Source organism: Streptomyces albofaciens JCM 4342, from assembly GCF_008634025.1.
Taxonomy (GTDB): Bacteria; Actinomycetota; Actinomycetes; order Streptomycetales; family Streptomycetaceae; genus Streptomyces; species Streptomyces albofaciens.
Genome location: NZ_PDCM01000002.1, coordinates 524,026 through 540,143, shown reverse-complemented (window position 1 = coordinate 540,143; position 16,118 = coordinate 524,026). Strand labels below are relative to the sequence as shown.

At 70.9% G+C, this 16,118-nt stretch carries 17 protein-coding genes; 9 read left to right on the top strand and 8 right to left on the bottom strand.

The genetic code is table 11. The features are described 5' to 3' along the window. Window positions 1-65: 65 nt before the first annotated feature. Window positions 66-821: a dienelactone hydrolase family protein gene (locus CP973_RS23180; RefSeq protein WP_150244577.1), complete on the bottom strand. Its 756-nt coding sequence runs from the start codon at window positions 819-821 to the stop codon at window positions 66-68. A gap of 113 nt (window positions 822-934) precedes the next feature. Here CP973_RS23180 and CP973_RS23175 point away from each other — a divergent pair, with 113 nt between their 5' ends. Next, window positions 935-1,414, top strand: coding sequence for a MarR family winged helix-turn-helix transcriptional regulator (locus CP973_RS23175; RefSeq protein WP_150244575.1), 480 nt, complete (start codon window positions 935-937; stop codon window positions 1,412-1,414). 122 nt (window positions 1,415-1,536) lie between these two features. Here the strand turns inward: CP973_RS23175 and CP973_RS23170 are convergent, their stop codons facing one another. Beyond that, a complete protein-coding gene (locus tag CP973_RS23170) occupies window positions 1,537-2,124 on the bottom strand; it encodes a TetR/AcrR family transcriptional regulator (protein WP_150244572.1) in 588 nt (195 codons plus the stop codon). Window positions 2,125-2,194: 70 nt separating this feature from the next. Between CP973_RS23170 and CP973_RS23165 the strand changes: the two genes are divergently transcribed. Together CP973_RS23165 and CP973_RS23155 are read left to right on the top strand one after the other, a co-directional pair. After that, entirely contained in the window at window positions 2,195-3,088 is an 894-nt protein-coding gene (locus tag CP973_RS23165; RefSeq protein ID WP_150244569.1) for an NADP-dependent oxidoreductase, read from the top strand. A gap of 688 nt (window positions 3,089-3,776) precedes the next feature. Continuing rightward, entirely contained in the window at window positions 3,777-4,301 is a 525-nt protein-coding gene (locus tag CP973_RS23155; RefSeq protein ID WP_150244566.1) for a SixA phosphatase family protein, read from the top strand. A gap of 312 nt (window positions 4,302-4,613) precedes the next feature. Here CP973_RS23155 and CP973_RS23145 read toward each other — a convergent pair whose 3' ends face one another. The 3 genes from CP973_RS23145 to CP973_RS23135 all read right to left on the bottom strand — a co-directional run bounded on the left by CP973_RS23145 (window position 4,614) and on the right by CP973_RS23135 (window position 8,023). Further along, window positions 4,614-5,048, bottom strand: coding sequence for a cupin domain-containing protein (locus CP973_RS23145; protein WP_208853287.1), 435 nt, complete (start codon window positions 5,046-5,048; stop codon window positions 4,614-4,616). Between the two features lie 329 nt (window positions 5,049-5,377). Then, the gene (locus CP973_RS23140; RefSeq protein WP_150244563.1) at window positions 5,378-6,856 is read right to left on the bottom strand and encodes an MFS transporter; all 1,479 of its coding nucleotides are present in this window, start codon (window positions 6,854-6,856) and stop codon (window positions 5,378-5,380) included. A gap of 471 nt (window positions 6,857-7,327) precedes the next feature. Next, entirely contained in the window at window positions 7,328-8,023 is a 696-nt protein-coding gene (locus CP973_RS23135; RefSeq protein ID WP_208853286.1) for an SCO2322 family protein, read from the bottom strand. 287 nt (window positions 8,024-8,310) lie between these two features. On the opposite strand from CP973_RS23135, the gene CP973_RS23130 reads away from it, so the two are divergent. The 6 genes from CP973_RS23130 (at window position 8,311) to CP973_RS23105 (ending at window position 13,696) form a co-directional block, all read left to right on the top strand. After that, on the top strand, window positions 8,311-9,726 hold the full coding sequence (locus CP973_RS23130) for a cobyrinic acid a,c-diamide synthase CobB (protein ID WP_150244560.1): 1,416 nt from the start codon (window positions 8,311-8,313) through the stop codon (window positions 9,724-9,726). Then, entirely contained in the window at window positions 9,723-11,477 is a 1,755-nt protein-coding gene (locus tag CP973_RS23125; protein WP_150244557.1) for a nitrilase-related carbon-nitrogen hydrolase, read from the top strand. The genes CP973_RS23130 and CP973_RS23125 overlap by 4 nt, the downstream gene beginning before the upstream one ends. 304 nt (window positions 11,478-11,781) lie before the next feature. Then, a complete protein-coding gene (queC, locus tag CP973_RS23120; RefSeq protein ID WP_150244554.1) occupies window positions 11,782-12,498 on the top strand; it encodes a 7-cyano-7-deazaguanine synthase QueC in 717 nt (238 codons plus the stop codon). Between the two features lie 16 nt (window positions 12,499-12,514). Beyond that, window positions 12,515-12,808 carry an SH3-like domain-containing protein gene (locus tag CP973_RS41650; protein WP_150244551.1) on the top strand — a complete coding sequence of 98 codons (294 nt, stop codon included), beginning with the start codon at window positions 12,515-12,517 and terminating at the stop codon, window positions 12,806-12,808. After that, window positions 12,801-13,112: an SH3-like domain-containing protein gene (locus tag CP973_RS41645; RefSeq protein ID WP_150244548.1), complete on the top strand. Its 312-nt coding sequence runs from the start codon at window positions 12,801-12,803 to the stop codon at window positions 13,110-13,112. Before CP973_RS41650 ends, CP973_RS41645 begins: the two co-directional genes overlap by 8 nt. Beyond that, window positions 13,109-13,696: a nitrile hydratase subunit alpha gene (locus tag CP973_RS23105; protein ID WP_150244545.1), complete on the top strand. Its 588-nt coding sequence runs from the start codon at window positions 13,109-13,111 to the stop codon at window positions 13,694-13,696. The genes CP973_RS41645 and CP973_RS23105 overlap by 4 nt, the downstream gene beginning before the upstream one ends. Before the next feature lie 117 nt (window positions 13,697-13,813). Here the strand turns inward: CP973_RS23105 and CP973_RS23100 are convergent, their stop codons facing one another. Genes CP973_RS23100 through CP973_RS23090 form a run of 3 tightly spaced genes read right to left on the bottom strand, consistent with a single transcriptional unit; the run spans window position 13,814 to window position 16,118 of the window. Further along, entirely contained in the window at window positions 13,814-14,539 is a 726-nt protein-coding gene (locus CP973_RS23100; protein WP_150244542.1) for an HAD family hydrolase, read from the bottom strand. Next, entirely contained in the window at window positions 14,536-15,066 is a 531-nt protein-coding gene (locus CP973_RS23095; RefSeq protein ID WP_150244540.1) for a phosphoribosyltransferase, read from the bottom strand. The genes CP973_RS23100 and CP973_RS23095 overlap by 4 nt, the downstream gene beginning before the upstream one ends. Then, complete coding sequence (locus CP973_RS23090; RefSeq protein WP_150244537.1) at window positions 15,063-16,118, bottom strand: adenylosuccinate synthetase; 1,056 nt, start codon at window positions 16,116-16,118, stop codon at window positions 15,063-15,065. The genes CP973_RS23095 and CP973_RS23090 overlap by 4 nt, the downstream gene beginning before the upstream one ends.

The following is a 16,118-nucleotide window of genomic DNA, read 5'->3' as shown; positions in this document are numbered from 1 at the left end:
CCGGCACGGGGATCTCACCGCTCCGGCCGGTTCCGCGGCCACGCTGAACGGTTCCGCCGTCCTGGCTATCGACCGCCGGCGGTCAGCGTGCGGTCGAGCAGGGGAAGCAGGCGGTCCCAGTGGCGTTGCAGGGCGGAGGGGCTGAAGGCGGAGGTGTCGCTCATGGTGAAGCCGTGGACGGAGTCCGGGTAGACCTCCGTCGTGTACTCGACACCCGCGGCGTCCAGGGCCTGGTTGAGTTCGCTCAGGGCCTCGGGCGTCAGATCGCCCTCGGCGAGGCCGAGGTGGACTTGGGCCGTGAGCCGGTGGACGAGCCGGTGCGGGCTGTCGGGCGCGTCGGTGACCAGGAAACCGGGATGGAATCCGGCGACGGCGGCCACCTGGCCGGGGTGGGCCGTCGCGGCGCGCATCGCCAGGGCGGCGCCCAGGCAGTAGCCGATCGTGGCGACGGGCCCGGCGGCGACCTCGGGCTGGGCGGTGAGGAAGCCGAGGTAGGCGTCGGCGTCGCGCAGGACCTGGTCGGTGGTCAGCGCCTCGACCAGCGGCATCAGCCGGGCGAAGACCGCGGACCGGTTCTCTTCGTCGATGTGCTCGGGAAGTTCGACCACCGGGGCCGGGCCGTGCCGGTAGTAGAGGTTGGGGACGAGTACGTAGTACCCGTGCCCGGCCAGTTCGCGGGCCTTGTTCTCCAGCTCGGGCCGCAGGCCGAAGGCGTCCATGTACAGCAGCACCCCCGGGTGCCGCCCGCCGCCGTCGGGATAGGCGGCGAAAGCGTCGGCCTGGCCGTCGGCGGTGGGAATCCGCAGCGTCTTGGTGGGCAAGGTCTTCCTTTCTCGGAGTGCACTCCGTCATCATGCGCCGATGGCCGCTCCGACGGTGTGCGCGAGTGAACGTACATCGTTAGTCGGACTAACACAATGCATAGGATGGCGCCATGGTCAGAGCCGAAGCAGCGGACATGTCCGACGACGGCGCGCCCCGGACGCCCGACAGGCTGCGCCGGCGCGCGAGCCGGCTGCTGTCGCAGCTCACCGTGCGGTCGGACCGGCTGATCGCCGAAGGGCTGGCCGAGGCCGACGCCCGCAAGTGGCACTACGCGGTTCTCGCCGCGCTGCTCGAACACGGGCCGGGCAGCCAGGCGGAGCTGAGCCGGCGCACCGGCATCTACTGCAGCGACATGGTCGGCGTGCTCGGTGAACTGACGGAGCGTGGCCTCGTCGAGCGGGGACCCGACCCCGGGGACCGGCGCCGCAACATCATCACGATCTCCGCCCGCGGCCGCCGCCGGCTCCACCGCCTCGACAAGGTCCTCGACGACCTCCACGACCTGCTGCTCGCCCCGCTGAGTCCCGCCGAACGCGACCAGTTCGTCCAGTTGCTCACCCGGTTGCTGGACCACCACACCCGCAGCTGACGCGGCCGTGGTCGACGGGCCCTCCGAGCCGCCCGTTCGACCGCCGGCGGATCGTCGCGCTCGGCCGGTGAGGTCACGGGCGCCCGGCCGGGCCCCGGCTCACCCGGCTGGAAAGCCGTTCCTCACTCGCGCGGGGAGGGGCGGGCGACTTCCCAGGCGGCCTCGATCATCCGGAAGATCTCGTCCACCGCGGCCTCCGGGTCGGCCGCCTCGCGGGCCAGGAAATAGGCGTCGACGACGAACCGCGCGATCGTCCGGCCGGCCGTGGTGGTCGGTGCCGGGCCGGGAGCCGCGGCGATGGCCGTGGCCAGGGACTCCGCGTGGCGCAGCCGCATCGACTCCTCGTACTCCCGCAGGGCGCGCGAAGTGTCGATCATGCGCCGGATCGGGGCGGCGCCGTCCGCGGTGCAGTGCCGCACCAGGGCCAGGACCTCGCTGCGCAGTGCGGGGATGAGCGGCTCGTCGGGCGCCCGGTCGGTGACCGCGCGGGTGAGGCGCTGCTCGAAGTCGGCGTCCTGCTCGAACACCAGCGCCTCTTTGGCGGCGAAGTGGGCGAAGAGCGTGGTGACGGCCACGTCGGCCTCGGCGGCCACATCGCGGATGCCCACCGCGTCGTACCCGCGCTCCAGGAAGAGCCGCAGGGCCGCGTCGGCGATCTTCTGGCGGGTCGCGGCCTTCTTACGTTCACGGCGTCCGGGCGGCACGGTCATGCCGTGATGCTAACAAATCCAAAACCGCAACCGTTTCAAAACGCTAACCGTTAGTGCTACGGTCGGCCGCATGAAGAAAATCAGCTTCGCCGAGTTCGGCGGTCCCGACGTGCTGCACCTCATCGACGCCGAGGAGCCCCACCCGGGCCCCGGCCGCCTCCGCATCGCCGTACGCGCGGCGGGCGTCAACCCCGTCGACTGGCGGATCCGGGAAGGCCAGGTCCTGGGCGCGCATCCGACCGAGCTGCCCTCCGGAGTCGGGCTGGACGCCGCGGGGGTGGTGGACGAGATCGGTGACGGCGTCGAAGGCATCGAGATCGGCGACCGCGTCTTCGGTGAAGGGGTGGACACCTACGCCGAGTTCGCCGTGCTGACGGCTTGGGCCCGGATGCCCGAAGGCCTGTCGTTCGAGGAGGCGGCCGGGTACCCCTCCGTGGTGGAGACCGCCCTGCGCATCATCGGCCAGGCCGGTGTGCGGCCCGGGCAGACGCTGCTGGTCAGCGGCGCGTCCGGGGGCGTCGGATCGGCGGTGCTGCAAATCGCCCGTGACCGCGGCATCACGGTCATCGGCACGGCCGGGGCCGCCAACCAGGACTATCTGCGCAGCCTGGGCGCCCTCGCCACCACCTACGGCGACGGCTGGGTCGAGCGGGTGCGGCAGCTCGGCCGGGTCGACGCGGCTCTCGATCTGGCCGGCTCGGGCGTCATCCGCGAACTCGTCGAGCTGACCGGGGACCCGCGCAAGGTGGTCTCCATCGCCGATCTCGGCGCGCCGGACCTCGGTGTCCGCTTCTCCGGCACGGCCGGAAGCGTGCCGGACGCACTCAACGAGGCCGTCGGCCTCATCTCGCGGGGCAAGCTCCACATACCGGTCGAGAAGTCGTACACCCTGGCCGACGCCGCGGCCGCCCACATCGACAGCAAGGCCGGCCATACGCGCGGACGCCGCGTCATCATCATCTGAACCGGTCTCCGCGCGGTGGCGCGGCGGTCGTCCGGGGCGATTTCCGCGCGGTGGCACACCCGCCCGGCACGCTGAGTCCCTCGGCGGTGGGTGGTGGATGCGCTGCCCGTCGCCGAGGCTGCCGGGCGCGTACCGGCCCGCTGTCCGGAGGATGCCGACCGCCGTCGCGGTGAGCGCGTTGCCGCTGGGGCTGTCGCTCCGGGCCGGAGACACCTGGGCGGACGTGGGCCGGACGCTGCGACGCTCAAGCGCAGCGCACGCGGGGCGGTGGTGCCGATCGGAGTGGTCGGTGCGGGCTCCAGTTCCTCGACGATCCGTCCCTCGAACGGCGTGTCCGGGCCGAACGCGATCGTCAGCAGCTGTATGGGGCCGGTCGCGGTGGTCATGCGTTCTCCCTCGCGAGGAATTCCCCGTCCTTCAGCAACAGACCGGGCGGGTCGGCCCGTAGGAGGTGAGTACACGGAGCACGCACGCGTGCAGCGCGCGGCGGCTCGATCGCTGTCCGAAAGACGCGAGGGGACGCCTCTGGCGGGGTCGGCGCGTCCGGGCTACGAGTACTGTGTGCTTCACCTGCAATGCTCGGACGCTCCCGGGGACCGGGGCCGGGGCCCGCGCCGTCGCGCACCGGACCCGCGCCGGGGCGCGTCCCGTCAGGACTTACGGCACTCTCGACGTGAGGTGTCCCGGTGTGACGATCCCGCCTCTACGGCGCTTGCTGCTGCTGCGCCATGCCAAATCCGCCCGCCCTCCGGGGACGGCGGACCACGAGCGGCCACTGTCCGGGCGAGGCCGCCGGGACGCGCGGGCCGCGGGGCGCGTGCTGGCGAAGGCAGACTGGCTGCCCGACCTGGTGCTGTGCTCCACGGCTCACCGTACGAGGGAGACGTGGGAGCTGGCCGCGGCGGAACTGGCGGGGCTGCCGCCGGTGCGCTTCGAGCCGCGGCTGTACCACCCGCCCGTGCCGCAACTCCTGGCCGTCGTGCACGAAGTGCCCGCCCACATCTCGACGCTACTGGTGATCGGCCACAACCCGAGCCTGCGGGACACGATCCTGGTGACGGCCGGTGACGGAGTCGGCCGGCGCGTCCGGCAGGTCCAGAAGAAGTTCCCGACCGCCGCGATCGCTTTGCTGGCCTGGCGCGGAACGTGGGAGGAACTCGACACCCGTACGGCGCTCCTGACGGGCCTGGCCGTCGCCAGGGCAGCCCCGTGAGGACATGAGCGAACGGCGTCGCCGTCCGGCGGCCGGTACACGAGACGGCCGAGCGGACCGCCCGAGCGTTGTGCCGAGGAGATGAGCCGCCATCCCCGCGGGTTCGTCGGCTGCGGCCGGCTGCGCGAGGCGTTCTTGACCGTGCCGAGGGAGCACTTCGTACCGGGCCGGGTGTGGTGGCCCGCCCGCGGCGCCGCCGGGCGACGCCCTCTGCGACCGGGCCCGGTCAGCCCCGCCGTGCCGCACCACAACCGCTGCCCGCTGCCCGGTGCCCGCCGTGCCGCGCGCGTGAGCCGCGCTGCGGTCACGGTTTCATGCGCCGCACGATGCGGACCGGGTGCGGATCTGCATGCCGGGTCGACGGCGGTGGACGGTGACGTACGACATGCCCTCCTTGCCCGCGGCGAGGCTCCTGGAGGTGTCGCGGGGAAGCCAGGCGACCCTGCCCTGGGCGAGCGGCTGCGTGCCGTGCGCCGTCCCCAGCGTGCCGTGACCCGCGACGACGAAAACCAGGACGTCCAGGTCCGGCTCGGTGTGGGTGCCGATGACTTCCTCGGGCCGGAGATGGATGAGATTGGCGTCGAGTTGACGGCCGGGCTCCGCCAGCCGCCAGAGCGCCCCGGCCGACAGGGAGTCCTCCGCGACGAGCGTGTTGATGTCGCAGAGCAGTTGCGGAGCGGAAGCGGGAGCCGGAGCAGGAGCGGCGGAGTCGGGACGGGCAAAGGGCGCGTCATGCGCGTCAACCATCAGTTGTCACCATCGGTACGCAGTGCTGGAGCCGGAACCGTGGCGACGCCACGCGACCCGGGTCACCACAAAATGTGAATCTAACATGCGCATTTAGGGGGGCGTGGTGCCGTGCCCCCTGGTGAGGCATCAACGACGAATCGGCCTCCTTCCCGCCTGTACACGTGGCGAACGCGGGCGGTCGGCCCATAAGAGCCGACGGACCGCCGTAATGCGCCTGTCTGGCCGCCAACCGGCCCCCGTCGGTACCGTGTCAGCCGCCGTGGCTGTGTGAGGGGTACGGGGAGCGGCGGCAGCACCGGAAGGTGCCGCCGCCTGGGGTAACCGGCTCAGCCGGTCCGGTTCTTCGTGTGCTTGGGCAGGCAGAACATCAGGGCCCACATCAAGACGAGGAGGCTGCCGACCCACCACAGCACGGTCATGAACGCGTCGCGGTTGAGTCCGGCGTCGGGCGAGCCGCCGGTGGTGGAGAAGAACACCAGGGCGGTCAGCGCGGTGCCGAGGGCGATGCCCAGGTGGATGGCGGTGTTGAACAGCCCGGAGGCGGCTCCGGCGTTCTCGTGCGGGACCTTGGCGAGGGACAGGTCGGTGAGCGGGCCGCTGACCATGCCGAGGCCGAACCCGATCAGCACCACCGGAGCGGTCATCGCCGGCAGAGCCGGCTCCGCCTGACCGCCGGCGGCCTGGAGCCCGTGGGCGGCCATCGCAGCGGCCGCGATGAGGACTCCGGCCTGGGGAAGGCGGCGGGCGAAGCGCCCGCCGCTCTTCGCCGCGAGCGTCGCGCCGGCCAGCTCTCCGAGGGAGAGCAGCACGAAGGCCAGGGCCGCGTGGAAGGGGCTCATGCCGAGCCCGCGCTGGAGGTAGAGGGTCCAGGTCATGAAGAACAGCCCGCACAGCAGGCCGTGCACCAGTTGCGCGGCCGTGCCGCCGGAGAACTGCCTGCCACGGAAGAGGGACAGGGGTACGAGGGGCGCCTTGTTCTGCTTGCGCTGCTGGTGGCGCAGGAAGGCGCACAGAGTGAGGAGGCCGGAGGCGAGCATGGCGAAGCACCACAGTGGCCAGTGATGGAGGTGTCCCTCACTGAGCGGGAAGACGGTCAGGACGATGGCCAGTGCGGACAGGAGCATGCCGGTCAGATCGGGCCGGTCGGCCTTCTTCACGGTCGACTCGGGGATGTATCGGCGTCCCAGGAGGAGCACGGCGAGGCCGACGGGCACGTTGACCAGGAAGATCGGCCGCCAGGACAGCCCGAACAGGTCGGCCTCGGTGAGCAGACCGCCCGTCACCGGGCCCAGGACGTTGGCGAGCGACATGATGGCCCCGTACAGACCGAACGCCTTGCTGCGGTTCTGCCCGTCGAAGGTGACGTGGAGGGTGGCCAGGACCTGCGGGATCATGATGGCCACGCCCACGCCCTGGAGGGCGCGGGCACCGACCAGCACGCCCGGTCCGATAGCCAGACCGCACAGCAGCGAGGCCGTGGTGAACACGACGGTGCCGATGAGAAGGACCTTTCGCCGGCCGTAGAGGTCGCCGAGGCGACCGCCGGTGATCAGCCCGACGGCGACGGGCAGGGAATAGCCGGTGGTCAGCCATTGCACCGCGTCCGGTCCGGCTCCGGTCGACTCCTGGATCGCGGGCAGGGCGGTCAGGACGACCGACTGGTCGATCATGTCCATCAGCTCGGCGCCCAGCAGCACCAAGAGGGCGATCCAGGCGGCCAGGCCCATCTTCGACAGGCCGGGTGTGAGGTGGTCTGGAGGCTGGGTGGTGTGCTGCGGCTCGTTGTCGAGCGCGGGGGAAGACACTGTGAGGCTCCTGATTCAAGGAACCGGGGAGCCCTGCCGTCAGCCGCACCGGGCCGGAAAACACGAAAACCGGGGCAGACGGCAGAGCTGCACCCGGAAAATGACAGGGAAATACGGGGGTGGGTGACGCAACTCAGACCAGCGCGACGTCCGCCCCCGGACACGTTCAAACGATCAGAACGTGGGGGAACTGCGGACGGCTACTTGGCCTGGGAGATAAGTCGTCACCTCGAAACACAGCGCCGGGGCCCCGGATGGGCACAGGCGGAACGCAAAACAGGGTAAAGGACCCTCCGGCGTCCGTGCAATGCGATAACTCACCCACACCCCGCCGCGGCCTGCCGGGCTCGCGTGACGTTGCCGGTGCGAGACCGACGCGACTCCCCCTGAGCCAGCACGTGCCTGGCTTCTTCGCGGTGCCTATCGGGCGGCAACGGGGTAGGCGCGTCAGAGGAATCCGACCGTGACCCGCTACCGCTCCGTGAAGCCGCCCGCACGGCGCCGACGCCTGGCCTGCCACACGGCCGCGCCGGCCAGCGCGACGACGATGCCTCCACCGAGCAAGAGCCCTGCGGACGGCCCGCCGCCTGAGCCGCTGCCGCTGCCGCTGCGAGGACTGCCGGTGCCGCTCGCGCGCTCGGAGCTGTCGGTCACCGCTTCTCCGCAGCCGTGCCGCGGGTAGCCCGCGATGGCGCAGAGCAGGCCCGAGGGGGCGTACCGCAGGGGTGGCGCAGCTTTGGCCAGCGCCTCCGCGGTGGTGGCTTCCGGCGGCAACTGCACGCAGTGCGACCGTACCGCCGGGGGCTTCTCCCCGGACGGGGCGTCCCGCGCCGTACCGAAATCCAGCACCAGGGCGACCCGCTTGGTGCCCGCCTCCGCCGGGGTGGAGGCACAGATCGCCTCGAAGTCGGCGGGAGCACGGGGGACGACGGATTCCTTCGTGTCCGCGTGGAAGACGGCGAAGCGCAACCCTTCCACCGCGCCGTCGGCCGGGCGGTAGGTACCCGGACCCTCTGCCGTGGTGCGCCAGGTGCCCTTCTCCCCGTGCCGCAGCGACCAGTAGCGGTAGTCGTCGGCGTGGGCGGGCGCTGCGGAGGCCAGCGCGAGCATGCCGGCGGTGGCGACCGCGGCCAGGCTGCGGCTGATGGGTCCGAGGCTGTGTTTCACCGTGTGTCTTTCCTCTGCCGGGGGCGGCCCGCTGCGGAGTGGGGGTGACTCGGGGGGACTGCAAGGTGTGTGCGCGTGCCGGAAGGGAAGTGTAGGCAGCCGGCCGCCAAGGCGTTGCGGGCCCTCATCGAGGGCGCCGGCCACCGCCTGATCGCGGTATTGGGCCCGGGCAAATCGCTTCGGAGCGCAGGATGTCCGACGGGCCGCTTCCGGCAGCCCTTGCCCGTGACCGGGGCTGTACTCTGCGTCCCTGCACTGGAGATCAGGCTCGTTCTGGAGGGGCAGCAGTGAAGAACACGGCCGACGCCGACCCCGCACCACGGCCCGCATTCGTTGTCGCCGCGACGCACAGCAGCGCCGGCAAGACGACCGTTACGGCCATTCTGCTGCGCCTCCTGCGTGAGCGCGGGCTGAAGGTGCAAGCCTTCAAGATCGGCCCTGATTTCATCGACCCCGGATACCACCGGGAGATCACCGGACGCCCGTCGGTCAATCTCGACCTGTGGATGATGGGCGCCGAGGGAGTGCGCCGCTCCTTCAGCCGCTGGTCCGCCGGGGCGGACGTCTGTGTCATCGAGGCCATGGGCGGGCTGTACGACGGGGAGAACGGCACCGAGAAAGGCAGCGCGGCGCACATCGCCAAGCTTCTCGGGCTTCCTGTCGTGGTCGTCATGGACGTGTGGGGCATGACGCGCACGTCCGGAGCCGTCCTGGGCGGCCTGATGGCCTTCGACTCCGATGTGCGCATCGCGGCGTGCGTCCTGAACCAGGTCGGCAGCCGCACCCATGCCGAGATGGTGCTCACCGCGCTTCCGGAGCACCTGCGAGAGCTCGTGGCCGGCTGGGTCGAGCGGAGCGAGCACCTGCGCGTCGATGAGCGGCACCTAGGGCTGACCACGGTCGAGGAGAACCCGACCGGTGCGGCGGAACGGGCCGCCGCGCAGATGGCTTCCGGCCGCACGGTGGATGTGGACGGGCTGCTGGCGGCCACTCGTACCGCATGGCCCGACCCTGCCGGAACCTCCGCGCACCAGCCGCCACGCGGGACCGGCCCCGGTGTACGGCTCGCGGTGGCCCGTGACGCCGCGTTCTGCTTCTACTACGAAGAGAACCTCCGCGCACTGGAGGACGCCGGGTTCACCTTGGTGCCGTTCCGGCCCACCGTGGATCCCCGGCTGCCGGACGATGTCGCCGCGGTCTACCTCGGCGGTGGCTATCCGGAGAGTTTCACCGCCGAGCTGGCCGCCAACCGCTCACTGGCGGACGGGCTGAAGGCGCGTGCCGGGCACGGAATGCCGGTCTACGCGGAGTGCGGCGGGATGATGTACCTCGCCCGGTCACTGACCGGCTTCGACGGGAAGGGCGCGGCCATGACCGGCATCCTCCCGATCGATGTGGTGATGGACCGGCAGTACCTCTCCATCCACTACGTCGAGGTGCGCACACAGGTGCCGTCCCCGCTCGGCGAGGCGGGCCGGCGGGCCCGCGGCCAGGAATTCCACCAGTCCCGCATCACCGCCGCCGAGATCGAGCCGAATCTGTACGAGGTCACGACCAGCACGGGCGAACGCCGCCGTGCGGGGTTCGCGCTGGACAACGTGGCGGCCAGCTACATCCACCTCCACTTCGGCACGCACCCGGAAATCCCGCGCGATTTCCTGGGTGCTGCTCTGAGGTACGCGAAGAAGGTGCCCGTCGTATGAGATCGGAGAAGTCCGTGAAACGCCTCGCGTTGTTCCGCCGCCGCCGGTTCCGGTCGGTCGCGGTGGCGGCTGTGCTGGCAGGGCTGATCACCCTGCTGCCGGGCCATGAACTCAGGAGCGCCGCCGCATCCGACGCATTACCGGTACCCACCTCCCTCAAGACCGCGACCATTCACTTCGCCCCGGAGGAAGGGAAGGTCGACAACAACCGCGCCAGGATGGTCGAGCTCGCCGGCCAGGCAGCAGGCAAGGGCGCCAAACTCATCGTGCTGCCGGAGATGGCCACCAGCGGCTATTCCTTCTTCAGCCGTGCGGAGATGTCCCGGGCCGCGGAGCAGGTCCCCGGAAAGTCGACCGAAGCGCTCGGCGCGGTCGCGAGACAGCACCGTGCCTACATAGCGTTCGGCATGCCCGTCTACGAGCCGGACACGAACCGGTACTACAACTCGGCCGTACTCCTCGGCCCGGACGGCAGGATCCGAGGCGTCTACCACAAGCGCAATCACCTGATCGAATCCTCGTACAACGCCTCCAGCTTCGAGCAGATCCCGTCCTTCGACACGGAATACGGCAGGATGGCGCTGGTCATCTGCTCCGACATGTTCAACTCCCAGTTCCCCCGGGCGGCCGCGGTGCGGGGAGCGGACATCCTGATCGCTCCTGCCAACGTCGGAATCGACACCGACTTCGTCCGCGTCCGGACCTTCGAGAACGACTTCTCCATGATCGTCGCGAACCGCTGGGGCAAGGGAACCAAGGGAACGAAACCCGAGGTGTTCACGCAGAACACCTTCACCGTGCCGTCGCCGTTCCCCTACGATTTCGACCTGGGCTCCCGCAGCGTCATCATGACCCATGACGGCAAGGTCCTCGCGGACGTGAGCGGCCGGTCCGACCAGATCGGCTACGGCGAGATCCCCGTGCGGGCGTCACGGACCTTCCCGGTGGAGCGCAAACCCGCGATGTACTCCCTGCTGGGCCAGGACACCCTGGAGCCGTACACGCAGAAACAGTTCCACCAGCCCGAGCCGGCCACGTTCACCGCCGCCGCCGTCGACCCCGGCCCCAGCACGACACCCTGGCAGGCCGCCCTCGACGCCGCGGCCAAGGCCGCGTCCCGGGCCGGGTCCTCCGGCAAGAAACTGCGCCTGATCGTCTTTCCGGCCGGCTACTTCCCCGCTCCGGACACGGCGGGCCTCGCGAAACTGACCTCGTTCGCCACGAGCAACCGGACCGACCTGCTCCTCCACTACCCGGCCACCGGCACCGAGGTACCCAAGAGCACCCTGATCGCCTCGACGGGGCAGTCGTACGACTACAGGCGCACCCACCACAAGCGCGGCGAGACCCTCCCCAAGGGCCGGCTGTCCGACGACTACCTGGTCATCGACCGCGACTACGCCCGGCTCGCCCTCATGCAGGACGTCGACATGATGCCGCCCGAGACCGCGCAGGTCCTGGCCCGCATGGGAGTCGACGTCGTCGCGATGAACAGCGACTGGCGCGACCCGGTCGGCAGCGCCCTCTGGAAGAGCCGCACCAGCGACTACCTGCACATCGTCAGCGCCAACAAATCCGGCCCTGAGGGCATTTACCTCGGCGGTTACAAGGCGGATCCCAGCTTCACGGAGGACGAGGGCACCGTGATCCGCGACATCACCACCGGCGATGTCCGCGCCAAGCCCTCGGCCCGCTTCTTCGACCCCACCCCCCTCCTCAAGCCGTGCCGGGAAGAAGCACACACCTGCTAGACCGGACGAAGTGACGAACCGGGAGCCGCCGCCGGCCTTTTCGCCGCCCACCCGGCGCCGGCCCGGGCACCCGGGCCCATCCACTCCCGGTTCGTCACACCGCCGGACGCCGGCCGAGCGGCTCCCGTGGGCGCCGGTCATGGCATCACGGGCGCTTTCCCGACGCTTTCTCTCGGTCCCGTCCCCGAATTCTCGGACGGCACCGTGAGGACCGGGCCGGTACCTGCCGGGACGCTGGAGCCTGATCGCAGACGGCGGCCGGCTACGAGGCACGCCGTTCCCCCGGTACCCCAGGAGGTGCGTCTTGCCCGAATCACCGGCGAAGACCGACCCGTTCAGCGCTGTCGTCGTGCTGTCCGGAGGCATGGACTCCACGACGCTGCTCGCCCATTACGCCATGCTGCACTACCGGCTCACCGCGGTGACGGTCGACTACGGCCAGCGCCACCGCCGGGAGATCGAGTCGGCCCGGACGATCGCCGGGCACTACGGCGCGGAACACCATGTGGTGGACCTGAGCGGAATCGGTGTCCTGCTGGGCGGCTCCGCCCTGACCGACAGCGAGGTCGGCGTTCCGTCGGGGCACTACGCCGAGGACTCGATGCGCGCCACCGTGGTCCCCAACCGCAATGCCATTCTGGCCAATGTGGCGGTGGGCGCCGCGGTCGCGCGGCGGGCCGGTGTCGTGGCCCTCGGTATGCACGCCGGCGACCATTTCATCTATCCCGACTGCCGGCCGGCGTTCGTCAGGGCGCTCGATGAACTCGTACAGGTCGCGAACGAGGGATTCCCCACGCCGCGTGTGGAGACGCCGTTCATCACCTGGAGCAAGACGGACATCGCCAAGTACGGGAACCGGCTCGGAGCCCCCCTGGACAAGAGCTGGTCGTGTTACCGCGGGGGAGAGCGCCACTGCGGTACCTGCGGCACGTGTTACGAACGCCGGGAGGCGTTCCGTGACGCGGAGGTTCCGGACCCGACGGAATACCTCGACGGTGTCACCGAGTTCGCGGCGCCGTGAAAGGAGGAGGGCATTCATGGCGCGTATGAACGACATCGGCGGCACCTATGGTTACGGCGCCGTTCCCGTGGACGGCGAGGACCCTCCCCACCCGTGGCGGCACGACTGGGAGGCGCGGGTGTTCGCCGTGCTGATCGGTCTGGCGATGGCGGGCGTCTGGACCGCCTCCGAACTCCGCGACGCCGAAGAACGCGTCCCGCCCGGCGAGTATCTCGCGGCCGGCTATTACGAGCGGGTCCTCATGGGCATGGAACTCCTCCTCGACGAGAAGGGGATCGCCGAGAAGAAGGAGGCCGTCTCCGGTGGGTGAACGGCGGTATTCCGTCGGGGAACCGGTCCGGGTGCGTCCGGCGGACCCACCGCACCACACCCGGGTGCCCCGGTACGTACGGGGACACGTCGGGCACGTCGTAGTCGTACAACCGCCCTGCCCGCTCCCCGATGACGTCGCCCGGCGTCGGGATCCCTTCCGGGTCCTCCCCGTCTACACCGTGCGTTTCGCAGCACGCGACCTGTGGGGGAGCGGGGCGCACATCGTCCTGACCGACCTCTGGGAGTGCTACCTGGAGCCGGCCGGAGAGGCGGCCCGGGACCTCCGAGGAGAAACATCATGAGTTCCGAACACGTCAGCCTCCCCATCGCCGCCCGGGTACGAAGGCTGGAAGAACGCGTCATCGCGGCCGGGCTCGTCACGGACGAGCAGCTCGACGCCATCCTGGAGCGCAATCTCTCGCGCGCCACGCCGTTCAACGGGGCCCGCCTGGTCGCCCGCGCCTGGTGCAGCCTCGACTTCCGGGAACTGCTGCTGGGGGAGCCGGCCATGGCCCTGCGGGAGCTGGGTCTCGACGGGCTGCTGGCCGACGACGAGCATCTGCGGGTCGTCGCCAACACACCCACCGTGCACAACGTCGTGGTGTGCACACTGTGCTCCTGCTATCCGGTGCTGCTGCTCGGCCCCTCACCGAGTTGGTACAAGAGCGACGCGTACCGGGCGCGCGTGGTACGCGAGCCGCGCGCCGTGCTGGCCGAGTTCGGGACCGTCCTGCCGGAAGAGGTGGACGTCCGGGTCTGGGACGCCAGCGCCGAGGCACGGTACATGGTGCTGCCCCGTCGTCCCGTGGGGACGGAGCAGCTGGACGAAGAGCGGCTCGCCGCGCTCGTGACCCGGGCGGGACTCATCGGCACGGCACCTGTGTGAGCGAGCGGACGGCAAGGGAACAACGCACCGCTCTCCCCATCCGGCCCGGAGCGGCCGGATGGGGAGAGCGGTGCGTCGTGTTCCCGCGAAAACGCCGGCACCTTTCGGTGTAGCGGACTACCTGGCGCGCACTTCCCGCAGAATGACGGCCGCAGCCTCGGCGGCGCCGGTCACGAGAAGGTCCGGCCCGGCGCCCGGTACCGACGACAGCCGGCCGCCGTTCCCGGTGCGTACGCCGATGGCCCGGGCCCCGAGAGTCCTGGCCGAGGCGATGTCCGCGGGGGTGTCCCCGACCATGTACAGGGCGTCGCCCGGCCGGTGTCCCACCTCGGCCAGGGCCCGGCGGGCGAGCAGCGTCTTGCACGCAGCGTCCGTGGCGTGGGCCTCGTCGGCCGCCAGTTCCTCACGGGTGAGGACGGCACCGAACACATCGTGCAGTCCGTAGCGTTCGAGCAGTTTCCCGGTCGCCGTGGCACCGACCCAGCTGCTCACCAGCACCATGCGTACGCCTGCCGCGCCCAGATCACGTACGGCTTCCGCGGTGCCGGGGAAGAGCCGGCCGTGCGGCATGTAGCGGTGTACGACGTCGTCCACGTGGTCGCGGACGACCGCGTCGCCGATGCGCAGCCGCCCGCTGATGATCGCCTGCCAGTACTCGTACCCGAGGATCACCTCCCTGGACGGTGGAACCACCCCTTGCGTGCGGTGCAGATCGACGATGAAGCGGTGGAACATGTCGGAGAAGTCCAGCAGGGTGCCGTCGCGGTCGAAGACGACCGTCGCGGGGGAAAGCGGCGCCGGGGCGCGGGAGACCCGCGCCCCGGACGTGTCGGGCGATGTCACCGCACGGCCTCCAGCGGCACGGTCGCCTCCGCCGGACCCGGTGGTGCCTCCCAGGGGAAGACCGTCCAGTCGTCGACTTCGAGCGCCTGGTGATCCGGCCGCCCGGCGCAGTTCTGGTTGCGTACCAGGACCGCGGTACGTATCTCCGCGGCGCCCAGGGCACGCAGCGCGCCGACCGCGGTCTCCATCGTGCCCCCGTCGCCCATGATGTCGTCGACGATGAGCACGCGCTTCCCGGTCAGCGGGGAGTCCGGGACGACGTATTCCAGTGCCGCCGCGCCGCGCTCGCTGTACCGGCTGTTGGAGGAGTTCCGGGGGATTCCCATGATCCGGAACTCGGGGACCTCCAGCCGGTGCGCGAGGGCGACGGCGGGGGTGAGGCCGCCGCGGGTGATGCCGACGACCGTGTCCGGCAGAGGACCCGCGGCGCGGATCTCCTCGGCGAGGTCGGTCAGCAGCGTACCGAGTGTCTGCCAGCTGATGGTGAGCAGTCTCTGCCGCTTCCACAGGGGCGGGCCGGCGGTCATGCGTTGCTCCTTGTACGGGGGAGGAGGGCCGTGGTGCCGGTGCCGGCGGGGGCGGACCTGAGGTCGATGACCTCGTCCGTGCCCGGTCCGGTGCCGATGAGCTCGACCCGTACGCCCAGTTCCTGTTCGATCTCACCGATGAGGTCGGCTGCCGCGCCGGGCGGCAGCGGGCCCTCCCGCAGCCCCCGGACCTCCGGGGCCGCGTAGTCGAGGAAACTGACGGCGATGCACGAGGGCCGGTTGATCCGTACGGCTTCGCGTGCCTGTTCCAGGTCGAAGCGGCCCATGCGCCGGCGCCGTCCGGTCACCGTGCCGTATTCGACCCCGATGCGCTCCGCCTCCTGCTCGGGCAGCTCCGTCGGGAACGCGCCGGCCCCGACCCGGGTCGGGTAGGCCCGGAAGACCAGGACGACGTCGTCCACGGCCAGGGGACCCAGCCCGGCGTCCGCGGCCACCGTGCTCGCCGTGCTGTCCTTGCCCACCGTGTGGGGGTAGGTCCCGTACAGCACGGACAGGCCGAACCCGTTCGTCCCCTCCACCTGGACCTGCGCGCCCGCGTCCACCGCGCCGTTGACCTCCACGGCGACGTCCGCCAGGTACGGGGCCAGTTCGGGGACGTCCAGCGCCCGGCGCGCGTTGCGCAGCGCACGCGCCGCCAGAGCGGGACCGTGCCCGCTGCCGGTGCTGCGGACTGTGTCGGTGAGGTTGCGGTCGCGCCCCTCGGCCTCGATGTGCCCGGGGTCGATGACGGTCGCCCGGAAGTCGACGCCGATGCGGTCGGCCACCCCCAGTTCCTCGATCTCCCGGAGCAGCACGGCGGGGTTGACGAGCACACCGGCGCCGAGCAGCAGCCGCGTCCGGCTGTTGACCACGGCGCTCGGGACCTGACGCAGTTTGTGCGTCCGTCCGGCGTGCACGATGGTGTGCCCGGCCCCCGGGCCGAGCCCGGCGCGCACCGCGAGGTCCACACCGTCCTTGAGCGCCAGGTGGCTGGCCATCTTGCCCTTGGCCTCGTCACCCCACTGGCCGCCCACGATGATGGTGCAGGTCAT